Annotated in this window: 15 protein-coding genes; 8 read left to right on the top strand and 7 right to left on the bottom strand. The window is 72.3% G+C overall.

The genetic code is table 11. The annotated features are described in order from the left end of the window. Positions 1 to 3: 3 nt before the first annotated feature. A complete protein-coding gene (locus tag CG723_RS28705; protein ID WP_100596395.1) occupies positions 4 to 816 on the bottom strand; it encodes a diacylglycerol kinase in 813 nt (270 codons plus the stop codon). A gap of 161 nt (positions 817 to 977) precedes the next feature. Between CG723_RS28705 and CG723_RS28700 the strand changes: the two genes are divergently transcribed. After that, on the top strand, positions 978 to 2,261 hold the full coding sequence (locus tag CG723_RS28700) for an adenylosuccinate synthase (RefSeq protein ID WP_100596394.1): 1,284 nt from the start codon (positions 978 to 980) through the stop codon (positions 2,259 to 2,261). A gap of 68 nt (positions 2,262 to 2,329) precedes the next feature. On the opposite strand, the gene CG723_RS28695 is transcribed toward CG723_RS28700, so the two are convergent. The 5 genes from CG723_RS28695 to CG723_RS28675 form a co-directional block, all read right to left on the bottom strand. Further along, positions 2,330 to 3,844, bottom strand: coding sequence for an FG-GAP and VCBS repeat-containing protein (locus CG723_RS28695; protein WP_100596393.1), 1,515 nt, complete (start codon positions 3,842 to 3,844; stop codon positions 2,330 to 2,332). Between the two features lie 123 nt (positions 3,845 to 3,967). Next, positions 3,968 to 5,521 carry a substrate-binding domain-containing protein gene (locus CG723_RS28690; protein WP_100596392.1) on the bottom strand — a complete coding sequence of 518 codons (1,554 nt, stop codon included), beginning with the start codon at positions 5,519 to 5,521 and terminating at the stop codon, positions 3,968 to 3,970. A 142-nt stretch (positions 5,522 to 5,663) separates the two neighbouring features. Further along, positions 5,664 to 7,535, bottom strand: a complete 1,872-nt coding sequence (locus tag CG723_RS28685) for a serine/threonine-protein kinase (protein WP_100596391.1) — start codon at positions 7,533 to 7,535, stop codon at positions 5,664 to 5,666. Positions 7,536 to 7,612: 77 nt separating this feature from the next. Then, positions 7,613 to 8,098: a MarR family winged helix-turn-helix transcriptional regulator gene (locus CG723_RS28680; protein ID WP_100596390.1), complete on the bottom strand. Its 486-nt coding sequence runs from the start codon at positions 8,096 to 8,098 to the stop codon at positions 7,613 to 7,615. Beyond that, on the bottom strand, positions 8,095 to 8,712 hold the full coding sequence (locus tag CG723_RS28675; protein WP_100596531.1) for a DJ-1/PfpI family protein: 618 nt from the start codon (positions 8,710 to 8,712) through the stop codon (positions 8,095 to 8,097). The genes CG723_RS28680 and CG723_RS28675 overlap by 4 nt, the downstream gene beginning before the upstream one ends. A 262-nt stretch (positions 8,713 to 8,974) precedes the next feature. Here CG723_RS28675 and CG723_RS28670 point away from each other — a divergent pair, with 262 nt between their 5' ends. The 6 genes from CG723_RS28670 to CG723_RS28645 all read left to right on the top strand — a co-directional run bounded on the left by CG723_RS28670 (position 8,975) and on the right by CG723_RS28645 (position 15,749). After that, positions 8,975 to 9,817 carry a VTC domain-containing protein gene (locus CG723_RS28670; protein WP_234374570.1) on the top strand — a complete coding sequence of 281 codons (843 nt, stop codon included), beginning with the start codon at positions 8,975 to 8,977 and terminating at the stop codon, positions 9,815 to 9,817. 63 nt (positions 9,818 to 9,880) lie between these two features. After that, positions 9,881 to 11,236: an aspartate aminotransferase family protein gene (locus tag CG723_RS28665; protein WP_100596389.1), complete on the top strand. Its 1,356-nt coding sequence runs from the start codon at positions 9,881 to 9,883 to the stop codon at positions 11,234 to 11,236. Positions 11,237 to 11,336: 100 nt separating this feature from the next. Continuing rightward, positions 11,337 to 12,023 (top strand): GntR family transcriptional regulator, encoded by a 687-nt coding sequence (locus CG723_RS28660; protein WP_100596388.1) that lies wholly within the window; start codon positions 11,337 to 11,339, stop codon positions 12,021 to 12,023. Further along, positions 12,020 to 14,509 (top strand): dolichyl-phosphate beta-glucosyltransferase, encoded by a 2,490-nt coding sequence (locus CG723_RS28655; RefSeq protein ID WP_100596387.1) that lies wholly within the window; start codon positions 12,020 to 12,022, stop codon positions 14,507 to 14,509. The genes CG723_RS28660 and CG723_RS28655 overlap by 4 nt, the downstream gene beginning before the upstream one ends. Positions 14,510 to 14,577: 68 nt before the next feature. Next, complete coding sequence (locus CG723_RS28650; RefSeq protein ID WP_100596386.1) at positions 14,578 to 15,228, top strand: hypothetical protein; 651 nt, start codon at positions 14,578 to 14,580, stop codon at positions 15,226 to 15,228. A gap of 20 nt (positions 15,229 to 15,248) precedes the next feature. Then, on the top strand, positions 15,249 to 15,749 hold the full coding sequence (locus CG723_RS28645) for a GNAT family N-acetyltransferase (RefSeq protein ID WP_234374583.1): 501 nt from the start codon (positions 15,249 to 15,251) through the stop codon (positions 15,747 to 15,749). A 15-nt stretch (positions 15,750 to 15,764) separates the two neighbouring features. On the opposite strand, the gene CG723_RS28640 is transcribed toward CG723_RS28645, so the two are convergent. Beyond that, entirely contained in the window at positions 15,765 to 16,526 is a 762-nt protein-coding gene (locus CG723_RS28640; protein ID WP_100596384.1) for an SLATT domain-containing protein, read from the bottom strand. A gap of 269 nt (positions 16,527 to 16,795) precedes the next feature. Here CG723_RS28640 and CG723_RS28635 point away from each other — a divergent pair, with 269 nt between their 5' ends. Then, positions 16,796 to 17,137: a YbaB/EbfC family nucleoid-associated protein gene (locus tag CG723_RS28635; RefSeq protein WP_100596383.1), complete on the top strand. Its 342-nt coding sequence runs from the start codon at positions 16,796 to 16,798 to the stop codon at positions 17,135 to 17,137. The last annotated feature ends 18 nt before the right edge of the window (positions 17,138 to 17,155 follow it).

Here is a 17,155-nt window from a genome sequence, read left to right as displayed (position 1 = left end):
GCGTCACTCGGGCAAGGTCAGCCCCCACGCACCCGCCCGTACCGTCCATGTGCGGGTGCGTACGGGGCCGGCCACCACCTGGTCCGCGCGGTAGCGGAAGTCCGGGCCCGACACCGTCACCGTGTGCGCGAGAACCCGCAAGGGCCCCGCCTCCGCGCCCACCGAGGACGGCCTGACCTCGACGCTGGCCCGGCCCGCCGCGTCGGGGGCCACGCTCACGCCCTCGACCGGCCGGTCCAGATCGACCAGCGTCACCCCGTCCGCCTCGACCCGCAGCCGCTGCGGCCCCGGGGCGGGCGCCGTCGGGCGAGCCGCCAGCGTGCGGACGAGGGACTGGCAGGTGCGCAGCCAGTGGTGCGCGGGGTCGGAGCCCAGCGCCGCCGGGTGCGCCACCGGCGGGATCCGCAGATTCCCGAGAACCACCCCGTCGGAGTCGTCGACGAGCAGATCGAGCCGCCGCTCGACGCCCTCCAGGGCCGCCCGCGCCGCCGCCACCGCCCCGGTCGGCACACCCAGGGAGCGCGCCAGCGAGACGCTCGCTCCGACCGGGACGAGCGAGAGAACACAACCCGCCAGCTCGCGCTCGCGGTGCAGCAGAGCCACCGCGCGCAGCAGCGCCCGGTCGTCCCCGATCACCACCGGCCGCCGGGAACCCCTTCTGACCAGGGCCTTCGCGAATTCCTCCGGCCCGTCCGGCAGACACACCTTCACCGTCGCACCGGCGCCGAGCACGTCCTTCGCGATGCGTACCGACTCGCCGTCCGCACGCCGGGCGACCGGATCGACGACCACCAGTAGCTGGTCAAAAGCCGCCACCTCGGTCCTGCCTCGCTTCCTCGGGTAGCATCTTGGTGCAAGAGCCCCTTGCGCTATTGCGCCAGGGGCTTCGTCTATTCCGGGGCACACCAAGGCACACCCATACAGGCGGCTACGGCCCCTGACCTTGGTCTTGCCCCGCCCGGAAGGGGTGTACGCCTGTGCCCGCACTTGTGCTGCTCGGTGCTCAGTGGGGTGACGAAGGCAAGGGAAAGGCCACCGACCTGCTCGGTGGATCCGTGGACTATGTGGTGCGCTACCAGGGCGGCAACAACGCCGGTCACACGGTCGTCGTAGGCGACCAGAAGTATGCGCTCCACCTCCTCCCTTCCGGGATCCTCTCGCCGGAGTGCACGCCGGTCATCGGAAACGGTGTCGTCGTCGATCCGTCGGTCCTGCTCTCCGAGCTGAGTGGACTGAACGAGCGCGGCGTCGACACGTCGAAGCTGCTGCTCAGCGGCAACGCGCACATCATCACGCCGTACAACGTGACCGTCGACAAGGTGACGGAACGCTTCCTCGGCAAGCGCAAGATCGGCACCACCGGCCGCGGCATCGGCCCGACCTACGCGGACAAGATCAACCGCGTCGGCATCCGCGTCCAGGACCTCTACGACGAGTCGATCCTCACCCAGAAGGTCGAAGCGGCGCTCGAGGGCAAGAACCAGCTCCTCACCAAGGTCTTCAACCGGCGCGCCATCGAGGCGGAGCAGGTCGTCGAGGAGCTGCTCGGCTACGCGGAGCAGATCAAGGGCTACGTCGCCGACACCACCCTGATCCTGAACAAGGCGCTCGACGACGACAAGGTCGTCCTCTTCGAGGGCGGCCAGGGCACGCTGCTCGACATCGACCACGGCACGTATCCCTTCGTGACGTCGTCGAACCCGACCGCGGGCGGCGCCTGCACGGGTGCGGGCGTCGGCCCGACGAAGATCAGCCGCGTCATCGGCATCCTCAAGGCGTACACGACCCGTGTCGGCGCGGGCCCGTTCCCGACCGAGCTGTTCGACAAGGACGGCGAGGCGCTGCGCCGCATCGGCGGCGAGCGCGGTGTCACCACCGGCCGTGACCGTCGCTGCGGCTGGTTCGACGCGGTCATCGCCCGCTACGCGACCCGTGTGAACGGCCTGACGGACTTCTTCCTCACCAAGCTGGACGTGCTCACGGGCTGGGAGCAGATCCCGGTCTGCGTCGCCTACGAGATCGATGGCAAGCGCGTCGAGGAACTCCCGTACTCCCAGACCGACTTCCACCACGCGAAGCCGGTGTACGAGTACCTGCCGGGCTGGTCCGAGGACATCACCAAGGCCAAGACCTTCGCCGACCTGCCGAAGAACGCGCAGGCGTACGTGAAGGCCCTGGAGGAGATGTCGGGCGCCCCGATCTCCGCGATCGGCGTCGGCCCCGGCCGCACCGAGACCATCGAGGTCAACTCGTTCCTCTAGGCCCCGCGCCCCGGAACAGCAGGCGCCCCGGTCCGCTTCGGCGGGCCGGGGCGCCTTCGCGTGTGCGGTCAGCCTCCGAAGACCGAGCCGAACTGCGGTGTGCCGGACGTGGACACGCCCACCGCCGAGGGCGAGAGCGACACCGCGCCCGTCGTGGTGATCCTGCCGCCGCTGGACTTGAGGACGGTGACCGCGCCGTTGCCCTCGTTCTCGCCGCCGACACCGATGGCCAGGTCCGACCTGCCGTCGGCGTTGAAGTCCGACAGCAGGACGTCGGTGCCGAACGCGTCCTTGTACTCGCTGGTGCCCGGAACGCCGGCCGTGTCCTGGGTGAAGGTCTGGGCGCCGGTTCCCGTGACGCCCGAGGCCGAGCCGTACAGGACGGTCACGGCGCCGCTGTCGCCCGATCCCGAGGCCGCGCCGTCCTCGGCGACGGTGCCGACGGCGATGTCGGAGAGACCGTCGCCGGTGATGTCGCCGACGCTGATCTCCCAGCCGAACAGGTCCGACGCCTCACCGGTGCCGGGGACGCCCGCGGTGTCCTGCGAGATCACGGTGGTGCCGCCGTCCGGTCCGGTGGCGGAGCCGTACGTGACGTGGATGTCGCCACCGGTGGACGTGCCGGGCTGCCCCTCGGAGTTGGACGAGTCGGAGGTCAGGCCGGTGACCACGTCGCCGAAGCCGTCGCCGTTGATGTCACCGATGTCGCTGATCACGCCGCCCGGCAGCGCGGTGGCGGTGGCGGTGGCGGACGGGCCGGACGCCGTGCCGGGCAGGTAGAAGTTGGCGAGGTAGTCGCCGTCACTGGTGGCGTTGTTGCCGCTGACGACGAGGTCGTCCTTGCCGTCGGCGTTCACGTCGCCGGCCGTGAGCTTGCGAAGGTGGTACGGGCTGGTCGCGCGCACCGGGGTGGTGACGGCGGTGACCGAGCCGACCGTGCCCGACTTGGCGATGCCGCTCTTGAAGACGCGGACGGACTTGCTGCTGTCCGCCGTCACGAGGTCGGTCTTCCCGTCGCCGTCGAAGTCGCCCGCCGCGACGTCGAAGCCGAACCGGTCGTGGCTCGTGGGCGCCGGGTCCGTGATGGTGGTGCCGCCCTTCAGCCCTCCGGAGGAGCCCCACAGGATGGTGACGGTCCCGCCGTCGGTGTCGCCGGGCATGTCCTCGTAGGGGGTGCCTACGGCGAGGTCGGTGAAGCCGTCACGGTTGAAGTCGCCCGGTGAGGTGACGTATCCGAAGAGGTCGCCGGACTCGGGAGTGCCCGGCACGCCCGTGGAACTCTGGGTGAGGGTGGCGCGCTTCGCGGCGCTGATCCCGTTCGCCGAGCCGTAGAACACCGTGATCTGCCCGGCCTTCGCGTGGCCGCCGACTGATGCCTCGGGGGAGGAGACGGCGACGTCCGGGTAGCCGTCGAGGTTGAAGTCGGCCTCGTGCGGCTGTGTCGCGGAGGCGCCGGGCGTCGCCGACGCGGCGCCGGCCGACAGGGAGACGAGGCCTCCGGTGAGTGCGGCCGCGGCGGCCGTCGCGGCCGCTATGCGGCCACGGCCCGGTCTGACGGCGGGGGTGCGCTTGTGCTTCGGCATGGCGGATTCTCCTGCGGCGGGCTCGGCATGGCGGTTTTGGTGATCAGGAGACCCGTGCCGGAGGCCGAAGGTTGTAGGCACCATCGGGCTTTTTTTCTGTGGGAGTCACGGGGAACGGGACCGTCACCCGTTTCCGCAGATCCGCAGCCCCACCGGCGTCCCGCACGGCAGATGGCCGTGGGTGCGGATGACGTCCTGGCCGGGGCCGCGGATCGCGTAGGCCAGGAAGCTGGAGGCGAGGGAGTCGGCGGGCGGGCGGCCGTAGGTGTAGGCGAACTCGATCTCGCGGTACGGGTAGCCGCTCGACTCGATGTGGTCGATGTCCGGCGCGTGGCCGTCGAGGGAGAGGCGGTGCAGGCCCTTCAGCTCGGTGGCGGCGCGCAGTTCGCTGTAGCCGAGCGCTCCGGGGATGCGGGCCACGGCGTCCAGGACCTGCTCGGTGGAGTCGAGTTCGCAGCGCAGTACGGGCACCGACCGCACCGTCCTGTTGGTGCAGTCGTCCGACGAGGTGCGGGGCTCCTCGCCCCCGGCGAGGACCCGGTCCTGGAGCGCGCGGCGGGTGCCGGAGCCCGAGGTGCGGCTGACCAGGACGACGGGCAGGTCGGGGCCGCCGAGCTGGGCCCAGGAGCGGATCTCGCCGCGGTAGAGGCGGCGTACGTCGGCGACCCGCAGGTTCCTGAGCCGGACCCGGTCGTTGACGACGAGCGTGAAGAGGGAGACGGCGACGTGGTTCTCGCTGAGCTGGGTGTAGCTCGCGGGGCGCGGCCCGTCGGAGAAGGTGACCACGGCCGGTGACCCCTTGGCCGGCTGCCCGGCGGCCCCCGTTCCCCGCGCGCCGCCTAGGGCGAGTTCCCGTACGCCGGTCTGGCTGCCGTGGGCGCTGACCGTGATCGTCACGTCCGGGCAGTGCTCCTCGTACTTCTGCTTCAGCTCCTCGGCGACCGGCGCGAACGCCGTCGAGCCGGTGACCGTCAGCGTGCCCTTCTCGCAATAGTCGGGCGGCGGCGGGGTGTCGGGCCACAGGGCGAGGGCCGCGAGCGCGATGACGAAGGCGCTCAGGAGGCCGGTCACCCGGCGAGCCCAGAGGCCGAACACGGGGGGCTTCTCGTCGGGCGTGACGCTGTGGTTCTCGTGCAGCTCACCGCCCTCGACATCGCCCTGGACGGTGGTGTCGCTGTCGACCGGTCCGCCGGTGAGCAGGACGAGGAGCTTGTAGTACGCGCCGGGGTTGAGCGGCACCCGCGGGATGCGCAGCGCGCTGCCCGAACTGACCAGTCCCGGACCCTGGTCGAAATGGCCCATCAGGTGCTCCGCCTCGGGCGGCAGCGTGACGGCCACGCCCCGGACTATGCGGTCCTCGAACACGGCGGTCAGGCCGTGGTGCGGCGACGAGTCCGTGTAGTCGTCCCGGCCGATGGGCACCGAGCCGTCGTTCTCGATGCGCAGCAGGACGAGCGTCGCATCGGACATCTCAGGCATTTCGTCGAAGAGTCCGAGCCGTACGTTGCTGGCGCCCGCGCGGTTGCTGCCGCCTATGACGGTGTCCATCTGCTTGCGGTAGCCGATGCGCTTGCGGCGCGGCGCGCGGCGGTCGATCCACACGGGCGCGGCGATGGACGCGATGCCGATGAGCACACCGGCGCCACCCATGACGACGTCGACATCGAACCAGCTCATGAGCCCCTCGCACGGGTGACCGACTTGATCGTGCGGTCACCGTACGAAACGGGCGGCGGGCCGGGGGCGGAACGGCGGGCGCGTCGGCGGATGTTCGCCAGACGACACCCTTCCGTTCAACTCGGCCCAGCGGACGGGGTGTTCAGCCCTTGCTGTACGTCAGTTCGTCGCCGTTGTCCATCGTGCGGCGCAGCTCGCCCGACGAGAGCACCTCGACCGAGCTCGGCTTGCCCGGACTGCACGAACCGGAGGGGCCCGAGACGACGTCCGTGGCGCCGATGCGCAGCGTCCCGCCGGACGCCGACACCAGCGTGCCCTGGAACACGCAGTGGTACGTGCCGCCGCCCTTGAGCGGGCCGTCCGCCGTCATCGACAGGACCGTGTCCCCGGGGCTGCCCTGCTGGATGCTCAGACGGCGGGTGTTGTGGCCTGTGCCGTTGTCGATCGAGGCGGTCCAGGTGCCGAGGAACTCGGTGGGCACGTCCCCGCCGGCGGGCGGTTCGGAGGAACTGGGCGGCTGCGATGTCCCGGGGTCCTGCGAGCTGGGCCCGCCGGTCGTCGGTCCCTGGCTCGTGGGCGCGTCGGACGTCGGCTGCTTGGGGTCATCGCTCTGGGAGGTCGTCCTGCCGTCGTCCTTCATCAGCGCGTACACCGATCCGCCCGCGCCGAGCGCCACGACGAGCGCCACCACGATCAGCGCCGCCGTGGAGCGCCCACTGCGGCGCGGCTCCGGCTGAGGCGCGCCGATGGGGACGACAGCCGGGCCGTACGGGGGTGTGGAGCCGGGGCCGTAGGGCGGCGTCCCGCCCCAGCCGCCCTGCTGCGGGTAGCCGTAGACGGGTGCCTGGGGGTGGGGGTGCGGATACCCGTACGCGGCGGAGGCGGGCGGCGGCGCCGGCGGGAGCGCGGGGGCGGGCGGGCCGGAGGGGGAGACCATCGTCGGCAGGTGGTTGACGGGGGCGGCGCCGGGCGCGCCGGGCGGGGGAGGGGTGGTCTCACCGCCACCGCCGCCACCGTCTCCGGTTCCGGCCGGCGCGGGCTTCTCCGTGTTGAGGCTGGGCGGCTTCCCGGAGGTCGCCCCGGTCGGACCGTCAGGGTCCTCGTTGTCCAGCAACTGCACGGCGTGCCGCCCCAGTTGCGCCACGAGCGCCCCAGGCAGCCACGGGTCACGCGTGCGTCCGCCGTCGCCGAGCGTGTCCTCGGCGCCGGTCCGCTCCAGAAGCTGGTCCAGGGTCGGGCGGGCCGAGGGGTCCTTGCGCAGACAGTCCCGTACGAGTTCCTGGAGGCCCTCCGGGAGCCCTTCGAGGTCGGGCTCCTCCTGGGCGATACGGAACATCAGGGCGTGCACCCCGCTGTTGGCCGTGCCGAACGGCAGCGCGCCCGTCGCCGCGTAGGCGAGGACCGAGCCGAGGCAGAACACGTCGCAGGCCGGGGTGATCCGGTCGCCGCGCACCTGCTCGGGGGCCATGAAGCCGGGCGAGCCCACGAGGGCGCCCGTTCTCGTGAGGCCGCCGTCCGTCACGGTCTCCAGGGCGCGGGCGATGCCGAAGTCGATGACGCGGGGCCCGTCGATCGTCACCAGGACGTTCGACGGCTTCAGGTCGCGGTGGATGAGGCCCGCGGTGTGGATGTCCTTGAGCGCGTGCGTGAGGCCCGCCGCGAGGATCCGCACGGAGCGCTCGGGCAGCGCGCCGTGGTCGTGCGAGACGACCGTCTGGAGCGAGGGCCCCGCCACGTAACCCGTGGCCACCCAGGGGATGTCCGCCTCGGTGTCCGCGTCGAGGACCGGCGCGGTCCACTCCCCTCCGACCTGCCGCGCGGCCTGCACCTCGAGCCGGAACCGGTTCCTGAACTCCTCCTGCTCGGCGAGCTCCTGGCGCACCAGCTTGACCGCGACCGTGCGCCCGCGGTCCGAGCGCGCCAGATAGACCTGGCCCATCCCGCCCGCCCCGAGCCGCGCCAGCAGCCGGTACGCACCGATGCGCTGCGGATCTCCCGCCCCCAGCTTCTCCATGTCGCGCCACCCTCCCCCATGTGTGACCAACATCCTGAGAATAGTGGGAGGTTGTGACACTGGGGGCGGGGCGGCGTCTACGGTTCCGTAACAGGGTGGGCCGTCGGGTGATCCCTGGGGTGATCCGTCACCTCGTCCAGGGCCGCCGACAGCCGTTCGAGCATCCGTACCGTCGCGGCGAGTTCGTCCTCACCGAGAGCCTTCGCGAGCCGGTCCGCGAGGGCCGCGTGACCGGGGCCGATCCGCGCGACCGCCGCGCGCCCCTCCTCGGTGGGGGCCAGGAGCTTGGCGCGCCGGTGGGCCGGGTTCGGCTCGTAGGCGGCGAGGCCCTGGGTGACGAGCAGGTCGGCGACGCGCTGGACGCTCTGGCGGGTGATGCCCATGACGCGCGCGATGCCGGCGACGGGCAGCGGCTCGGCCAGGACCGCGCCGAGCACCTGCCACCGGGCGGCGGTGAGCCCCGCGGGCCGTGACAGCTCCTCGGAGACGGACAGGAACTGGCCGTTGAGCCGGAAGACGCCGAGCGCCGTCCGGCTCAGCAGGTCCTGCCGCGCCCTGCTCACCCCTGCGCTCCCTGGAGGGTCTCGTACGCCGTCGCGTCGGAGTCGTGGAACAGCCGGTACCAGGCGTCGAGCAACTCCCCCTCGAACACCCCGAGCTCGCCGAGGATCTCGCGAGCGAACGCGACGGGCTCGGTCGGCCCGGCCGTGATCAGCCCGCCGTCCGTCACGGCGTCCGCGTCGACGTAGCGCCCGCCGCCCTTGTAGCCGGTGGCGTCCAGGTACATGGGGACGGCGCTGGTGTGCGCCCGGTCGTCGAGCAGGCCCTCGCGGGCGAGTCCGGCGGTGGCCCCGCAGATCGCGGCGACCGGCACGCCCGCGTCGAGGAAGGCGCGGGCCTTGCGGGCGAAGGGCGCGAGGTCGGCGCCGGTGTCCCAGAGGTCGGCGCCGGTGAGGATCAGCAGCGCGCTGTCCTCGGGGCGCAGCTCGTCGAGGGCCAGGTCGGGCTCGATGCGCACGCCGCCGATGGTGGTGACGGCCCGCCCGGCGTCGAGCGCGACGGTGCGGATCCCGTAACCGCCGCGGGCGAGGTGGGCGGTCGCGTGCCCCGACTCCCAGTCGGCGAGGGTGTCGTAGACGGCGAGGTGTACGGGCTTCCCGGTGCGGTTGATCGTCATGGCGTCCTCCAGAACCTCGGTCACCTGTTGCTGCCTGATATCTGGATCTCACCTCTTGCTGATGGCAGCATGCTGTCATTACGACAGTGTGCTGTCAATAGCATTCGAGCGACCCGACCCTCTCGCGGAATTTTATTTCCGCCAAACGGAACAATCTTGCGATCCGGTACGTACTACTTCACGACGACCCACGACGACCCACGACGACCACGTCACGACGTACCCCTTCACGTCTACGACCTCCCCCGACCGAGGAGACCGTGTGCTGAACAGGACGCCAGTCGCCGTCCGCGCCCTCGCGCGCGCCGCGCTCGCCGCCCGCCCCGTCGGACTCGACGAGACCGACGCCGCGGCCCCGCTGCTGCGCCACCACGGCCACAGCTATCTCGTCCCCGTCGAGCTCTTCCAGGACTTCGCCGCCCTGCTCACCGACCCCCGCAGGCCGGGCGGCCCCTACCGCACCCTGTCGGTGGGCGGCCGTCGCTGGTTCGGATACCGCTCGACGCACTACGACACCCCCGCCCTGCGTTCGTTCCACGACCACGCGCAGGAGCGCGCGCCCCGCTTCGGCATCAGGGAGCGGCTCTACCAGGACAGCGGGAGGCGGCAGTTGGAGCTCAAGGTGCGCGGCGCGGACGGCGCGACGGTCAAGCACCGGACCCGCCTGGGAGAGGGCGACGACCCCCTCGACGACACCGGGCGCGCCTTCGTCACCGGGGTCCTGCGCGGTACGTACGGCATCGGGGCGCCGCAGGAGTTGGCCGCCCGCGTCGTCACCGAGTACCGGCGCGCGACGTTCGTCGCCGACGGGCAGCGGCTCACCTGCGACGCGGGGCTCGTGGTGCGCGACGCGGGTGAGGGGCGCGCGGTACGGGCGGACGGCGGGTCCGTGCTCGTGGAGACCAAGGCGGGTGCGCCGGGGCGGCCGACGGACGCGGACCGGCTCCTTGCACGGTTCGGAGTGGCGCCCGTGGCGTTCGGCAAGTACTGCGGCGGGCTCGCCGTGCTGCGGCCCGAACTGGCGGCCGGACCGTGGCAGGAAGCGGTGCGGACGCTGTTCCCCGGAGCGGTGCCTGCGGGCGAGGGCGACAGTGTGTCGCGTTAGCGGCCGTCCCACAGACAGGACGCCGATGGTCCTTCCACCATGCGGACATTTACCCTCGGGCCCATGACCCCTCAGCCGAATCCCCAGGTCGGCGCCGCCGTCAAGGCCGCGGACCGTGCGCACGTGTTCCACTCCTGGTCCGCACAGGAGCTCATCGACCCGCTGGCCGTCGCCGGCGCCGAAGGCTCGTACTTCTGGGACTACGACGGCAACCGCTACCTCGACTTCACCTCCGGCCTCGTCTTCACGAACATCGGGTACCAGCACCCGAAGGTCGTCGCCGCGATCCAGGAGCAGGCCGCCTCCCTCACGACCTTCGCGCCCGCGTTCGCCGTCGAGGCCCGCTCCGAGGCCGCACGCCTCATCGCCGAGCGGACCCCCGGCGACCTGGACAAGATCTTCTTCACCAACGGCGGCGCCGAGGCGGTGGAGAACGCCACCCGCATGGCCCGGCTGCACACGGGCCGTCACAAGGTGCTCTCCGCCTACCGCTCGTACCACGGCGCCACCTCCACCGCGATCAACCTGACCGGCGACCCGCGCCGCTGGCCGAGCGACCAGGGCGCGGCGGGCGTCGTCCACTTCTGGGCGCCGTTCCTCTACCGCTCCCCGTTCTACTCGGAGACCGAGCAGCAGGAGTGCGAGCGCGCGCTCCAGCACCTCGAGGACACCATCGTCTTCGAGGGCCCGGCCACGATCGCCGCGATCATCCTGGAGACCGTGCCCGGCACCGCCGGCATCATGACGCCGCCGCCCGGCTACCTCCAGGGCGTGCGCGAGCTGTGCGACCGGCACGGCATCGTCTTCATCCTCGACGAGGTCATGGCGGGCTTCGGGCGTACCGGCAAGTGGTTCGCCGCCGACCACTACGAGGTCGTGCCCGACCTGATGACCTTCGCCAAGGGTGTGAACTCGGGCTACGTCCCGCTCGGCGGCGTCGCCATCTCCGGCGCCATAGCCGACACGTTCGGCAAGCGCCCCTACCCGGGCGGCCTCACCTACTCCGGCCACCCGCTGGCCTGCGCCGCCGCCGTCGCCACCATCAACGTCATGGAGGAGGAGCGCGTCGTCGAGAACGCCGCCCACCTCGGCGAGACACTGATCGGCCCGGCGCTGCGCGACCTCGCGGAGCGTCACCCGTCGGTGGGCGAGGTCCGCGGCCTCGGCATGTTCTGGGCCCTGGAGCTGGTGAAGGACAAGGCCACCCGCGAGCCGCTGACCCCGTACAACGCGGCGGGTGCGGCGAACGCGCCGATGGCCGCCTTCGGCGCCGCCGCCAAGAAGAACGGCCTGTGGCCCTTCATCAACATGAACCGCACCCACGTGGTCCCGCCGTGCAACGTCACGGAGGCCGAGGCCAAGGAGGGCCTCGCCGCTCTCGACGAGGCGCTGACCGTGGCGGACGGCTACACCTCGTAGGGAAAGCGGTACTCCGTGTCACTCCCCGTAGTGCGTAGGCTGACCAGCTGACCAGGACAGCCTCACCAGCTGACGACGCACTACGGGGGAGGGACACCACGTGCCCGGAACCGACGGCGGAGCTGCCGTCCAGCGCAGCACGCTGCGCCAGCAGATCGCCGACGCCCTGCGCGACGAGATCCTCGCGGGGCGGCTCGAACCGGGCCAGGAGTTCACGGTCAAGGAGATCGCCGAGCAGTACGGCGTCTCCGCGACTCCGGTCCGCGAGGCCCTGGTCGACCTGTCCGGGCAGGGCCTCCTGGACTCCGCCCAGCACCGCGGCTTCGCGGTCCACGAGTACTCCCTCGCCGACTACCGCGGCATGATCGAGGCCCGCAGCCTCGTCACCGACGGCATCTTCCGCGGCCTGGCCGCGAACGCCGACGCGCACCACGTGACCCCCGCCGCCCTCGCCGGGGTCCGCCGCCGCGGCGAGGAGGCCGCCCGCGCGGCCACGGCCGGCGACCTGAATGTGCTGATCGGCTACGACCTGCGGTTCTGGCGCGAGCTCAGCGCCCTGTTCGGGAACCCGTACCTCTCCGACTTCTTCCACCGGCTGCGCGTCCAGTCGTGGATGTGCGCGGTCCCGCACCTGCGCCGCGTGGACGACCTCAGGGGCCACCTCTGGGCCGGGCACTGCGGCCTCGTCGACGCGCTCGCAGACCGGGACGCGCGCGCCGCGCAGGACATCGTCACCGCGTACAACGCGGACTCCCTGGCCCTCGTCGAGCGGCTGGCCGCGCGGTGAGCACGGAGCGGACCGACCGTCCCGTCGCCGCGCGCGCGGGCGTCGTGGACCTCACCGTCGTCGTCCCCGCGTACAACGAGGAGCGCCGGCTCGGCCCCACCCTGGACGCGGTCACCGCGTACCTGGACGCCGGGGACGGCGGGAACCGGTGGGGTGACTGGGAGATCGTCGTCGTCGACGACGGCTCCACCGACCGCACCCGCGAGATCGCGGAGCGCGCGGCAGCCGCCGCCCCGGAGGGCCCCGGCCGCATCCCCCGCATCCGGCTCGTCCGGAGCCCCCGCAACCGTGGCAAGGGCCACGCCCTGCGCCAGGGCGTCCTCGCCTCCCGGGGCCGCCGCGTCCTGGTCACCGACGCCGACCTCGCCGCGCCCATAGAGGAGCTGGAAGCCCTCGACAAGGCGCTCGGCGAGGGGCACGCGGCGGCGATCGGCTCCCGGGCAAGGCCCGGCGCGACGATCGCCCGCCACCAGCACCGGCTGCGCGAACTCCTCGGCCGCACCGGCAACTTCCTGATACGCGCGACGAGTGTCCCCGGCATCAGGGACACCCAGTGCGGCTTCAAGCTCTTCGACGGCGACCGGGCCCGCGCCGCGTTCGGCGCCGCACGCCTGGACGGCTGGGGCATCGACGTAGAGATCCTGATGTACTTCCGCCGCTCCGGCTGGCCGGTCGCCGAGGTGCCCGTGCGGTGGTCGCACCAGGCGGGCTCGAAGGTCCGCCCCTTCGACTACGTACGGGTCCTGGCCGAGCTGGTGACGCTCAGGGCGCGGGCGGTGCCGAAGGCCCACCTCCTCGTGGCGGCGCTCTTCCTCGTCCTGTCCGTCGCCCTGTACTCGGGCCGCTGGGTGGCGCCCGCCCACCGCTACCTCCCCGACTCCCTCCAGGACCAGAACCAGTGGGAGTGGTTCTTCGCGGTGACGGCGGACAGCGTCCGCCACCTCCACAACCCCTTGTTCACGACGCTCCAGGGCTTCCCGGACGGCGTGAACCTGATGGCCAACACCGCGATGCTGGGCCTGTCCGTCCCGCTCGCCCCCGTGACCTGGCTCTTCGGCCCCGCCGTCGCCCTGAACGTGGCGATGACGGGCGGCCTCGCCGCCACCGCGTTCGCCTGGTACCGGCTGATCCTCAAACGGCTCGTGCGGACCCCGTGGGCCGCCGCGACCGGCGCGCTCCTCGCCGCGTTCGCGCCCCCGATGGTCAGCCACGCGCACGCGCACCCGAACTTCGTCGTCCTCTTCATGATCCCGCTGATCATCGAGCGGGCGCTGCGGCTGTGCGAAGGCAAGCGCGTGGTGCGCGACGGCGTCGTCCTCGGCCTCTTCGCGACGTACCAGATCTTCCTCGGCGAGGAACCGCTGCTGCTCGCCGTCATGGGCATGGCGCTGTTCGCGCTCGCCTACGCCGTCGTGCGCAGGGACGTGGCGAAAGCGGCCTGGCGCCCGCTCCTGCGCGGGCTCGGGATCGCCGCCGCGGTCGCCCTGCCGCTCGTCGCCTTCCCCCTGTACTGGCAGTTCCTCGGCCCGCAGAGCTACAAGAGCGTGCTGCACGGCGACAACGCGGGCAACAGCCCCCTCGCCCTCCTCTCCTTCGCCGAGCGCTCCCTCGCCGGCTCCCGCGAGCGCGCCGCCGCGCTCGCCCTCAACCCGACCGAGCAGAACGCCTTCTACGGCTGGCCGCTCGTCGCGCTCGCCTTCGCGATCGTCGTACGGCTGTGGCGCAGCGCCGCCGTGAAGGCGCTCGCGTTCACCGCGGTCGTGGCGGCGCTGCTCTCGCTCGGCCCGAAGTTCCGCATCCCGCTGACCGACGTCGTGCTGCCGGGCCCCTGGGCGCTGCTCGCGCACCGGCCCCTGTTCGAGTCGGTCATCGAGTCGCGGGTCGCGATGGTGTGCGCGCCCGCGCTCGGGATGCTGCTCGCCCTCGCGCTCGACCGGCTTGCCGCGGTGCGGGTGCCGTACCGGCTCCTCGGGCTCGCGGCGGTCGCCGCGGCGCTCGTGCCGATCGTCCCGGCGCCGCTCAGGGCGGTCGACCGGGCCGACGTCCCGGCGTTCGTCGCCGACGGCACCTGGAAGCGGTACGTCGGCCCCGGCGAGAGCCTCGTGCCGGTGCCGCTGCCCGACCCGGGCAACGCGGAGGCCCTGCACTGGCAGACCGAGGCGGGCCTCGGCTTCCGCCTTCCCGGCGGCTACTTCAACGGCCCCTACGGACCCGACCACGTCGGCATCTACGGCGCCTCGCCCCGCTGGACCTCCAACCTGCTGCGGGACATCCGCTACTCGGGCCGCGCCCCCGAGATCACCGACGCGTGGCGCGCCCAGGCCCGCCGCGACCTCGCGTACTGGCACGCCGGCGTCCTCGTGCTCGCGCCGCAGCAGAACGACGGGGTGCTGCGGGCGACGGTCGACCAGCTGGTCGGCAGGGCCGGAACGTGGACCGGAGGCGTATGGATCTGGGATCTGAGCAATGTGCAGAGGGGGAGCTGAACCGGCTCCCCGCGCATTACGCTGCCTTTCCGCCGTTCATTACGGGCTTTCATACCGGAGGAGTCGCCTTGGCCTGTGACCTGTGGCTGGTCCCGCTCGTCGACGTGCTGTGCCACAGCCCCGACAACCCCTTCGCCGAGGAACTCGCGCTCTACGACAAGGCGTTGCACGAGGCAGGACTGCCACCGGTGCCGGTCTACTCGTACATGCCCGGACTCTCCGGTGACGTGGCCCCCGTCGCCGGCTTCGACTACGACGCGCTGCACTTCCTGCGCCGCGCCTACCTCCTCCAGATGTGCGGCCTCGCCGTCACACCGGTCGACGAACTGGGCGGCGACTACGAGCAGCTCCTGGAGATGTTCGAGACGACGGCCCAGCAGTCGCACCTGGTCTGGCACTACGACCACGCGGGCGCGTACGTCCCCGTGGACTTCCCGAGCCCGCTGTCCAACGACGAACTCCTCGCCGGCGGCGGCCCCCTCGGCTCCTCCCACGCGCTGCTTCGGGAGCTGGAGTACGTGGCCCGGTCGATCGGCATAGACCCGGCCAACCCTCCGGCGCCCCCGGTCCCGCCGGAGGGCCCCACGTCCCTGGAGGAACCGGCGGCCCCGGCCCCCCTGGACGACAGCCCCTTCGCCCGCGAACGCCACGTCTGGCTCGGCCTGCACGCGGCCGCGACCCGGAGCCTGGCCCAAGGCTCCATGATCATCTTCAGCTGACCTGGAGCCCCGTGCCCGAGATGCGCCCCGCCCACGTCCGCGACCACCCCGCGCTCGTCCGCCATGTGCAGAACTGGTGGGGCGACTCGCGGAGCCCCGCCCGGGCCCGCGAGCTGTCCCGGCTGCTGCCGAAGGTGTTCCTGCAGTTCTTCGCGGGCACCAGCCTGGTCGTCGAGGACGGGTCGGGCATCAGGGCGTTCCTCGTCGGCTTCCACTCCGCCGACAACGAGACCGAGGCGTACATCCACTTCGTGGGGGTCGACCCGGAGCTGCGCGGGCGGGGCGTGGCCCGGGGCCTCTACGAGACCTTCTTCCGGCAGGCCGCCGGCGCCGGGCGCCGGGAGGTCCGCGCGATCACCTCGCCGGGCAACAAGGGGTCCGTCGCCTTCCACCGGGCCATGGGCTTCACGGTGGTCGCGGGCGACCGCGAGACCGACGGCGTACCCGTGCACAGCGACTACGACGGGCCCGGGGAGGACCGGGTGTGCTTCGTCCGCGCGCTCTCGCCGCCCCGGGCGTGACGCAGGGCGAGGCGGTCAGCGCGGCTCGGGCGGGCGCTGGCGGGGCATGTTCGGGCGGGCGCCCGGGGGAAGCGGGAAGCGGCCCGGCGGGGGTTCCACGGGGCGGGTGCCCGGGGTGACGGAGGACTGCATCACCAGCGGCGCCGGACCGGAGCGAAACTCCACCATCCAGTCCGCCGTCTCCGCCCGCACCAGCTCCGTCACGTCATCCGTGAAGCGCCGCAGCACCGACAGGCACCGCTCGGCGGCCTCGCTGGCCGTGCCCTCCGTCGGGCCGAGCACCTCCCGCACGCTCTCCGACGCCCAGTCGAACTGGAGCGCCTGGAGCCGCCGCTGCACCGCCTGGGCCGTGGCCACGTCCCTTATCCAGCCCGACGTGAGCCCGAAGTACCGGTCGCAGGCCACGCACGCCACCGCGAGCAGCAGCGCCAGATACCCCCAGGGCGCGACCCCGCCCAGAGCCCCGGTCAGATCGAGCAGCGGCAGCGCCGCCCCCGACACCGCACCGACGACCGCACCGCCGCGCAGCGCCCGCGCCCCGCGCCGCTTCCACACCCGGTCGGCGAGGTACCAGTACGCCGTGTCGAGCGCCCCGCGCTCCACCCACCGGTAGAGCTCGTCGAGCCGCTCGGCGGGCTCGCCCCAGTCACCGACGGGGAACGCCCGCCCGGTCAGGTCGCCCGGCCGCACCGCGTCACCCGTGCCGTCACTGCTCTCGCCGCGCGCGCCCCGCTCCTCCTGCGGCGGTCCCTCGGGCTGCATCTCCGGCTGGCTCACCCGGCACTCCCTACGACTGGTCCTGGTCACGGATGGGGCTCATGTGCAGAGCATCTTCCTACCGCCCAATGGGTGGCCAAGGACCCGTTTTCGCGGGATTTCCGCCCGGAAGTGGGTCTTGATCAGGTATAGGCAGGGGGACCGGCTCACTCGAAAGAGTGCAGCGAAAGGTGCCGGGGCGGGCGACACCCCGACCACGTAGGCTCGTTCCAGGGCGGAGACCCCGCGCCCGGTCGCAGGTCGAAACAGTACGCAACAGGAGCTGAATCGTGATTCCCGGTGGTGGCCAGCCCAATATGCAGCAGTTGCTCCAGCAGGCCCAGAAGATGCAGCAGGACCTCGCCAAGGCCCAGGAAGAGCTGGCGCTGACCGAGGTCGAGGGCCAGGCCGGCGGCGGTCTGGTCAAGGCGACGGTGACCGGTTCCGGCGAGCTGCGCGGCCTCGTCATCGACCCGAAGGCCGTCGACCCGGAAGACACCGAAACCCTCGCCGACCTGGTTGTCGCGGCGGTCCAGGCGGCGAACGAGAACGCGCAGACGCTCCAGCAGCAGAAGCTCGGCCCGCTGGCCCAGGGTCTGGGCGGCGGAGGCATCCCGGGGCTTCCCTTCTAAGGAAGCCTCAGCGCAACT

Source organism: Streptomyces sp. CB01635 (genome assembly GCF_002803065.1).
Lineage (GTDB): Bacteria > Actinomycetota > Actinomycetes > Streptomycetales > Streptomycetaceae > Streptomyces.
Note: the sequence above shows the minus strand (reverse complement) of the source record. Positions and strands in the feature narration are given on the sequence as shown.

Coding starts and splice junctions, on each gene's coding strand:
- CG723_RS28645 (WP_234374583.1), top strand. CDS start 15,249: ATGCGCCCCGCCCACGTCCGCGACCACCCCGCGCTCGTCCGCCATGTG.
- CG723_RS28665 (WP_100596389.1), top strand. CDS start 9,881: ATGACCCCTCAGCCGAATCCCCAGGTCGGCGCCGCCGTCAAGGCCGCG.
- CG723_RS28685 (WP_100596391.1), bottom strand. CDS start 7,535: ATGGAGAAGCTGGGGGCGGGAGATCCGCAGCGCATCGGTGCGTACCGG.
- CG723_RS28690 (WP_100596392.1), bottom strand. CDS start 5,521: ATGAGCTGGTTCGATGTCGACGTCGTCATGGGTGGCGCCGGTGTGCTC.
- CG723_RS28695 (WP_100596393.1), bottom strand. CDS start 3,844: ATGCCGAAGCACAAGCGCACCCCCGCCGTCAGACCGGGCCGTGGCCGC.
- CG723_RS28675 (WP_100596531.1), bottom strand. CDS start 8,712: ATGACGATCAACCGCACCGGGAAGCCCGTACACCTCGCCGTCTACGAC.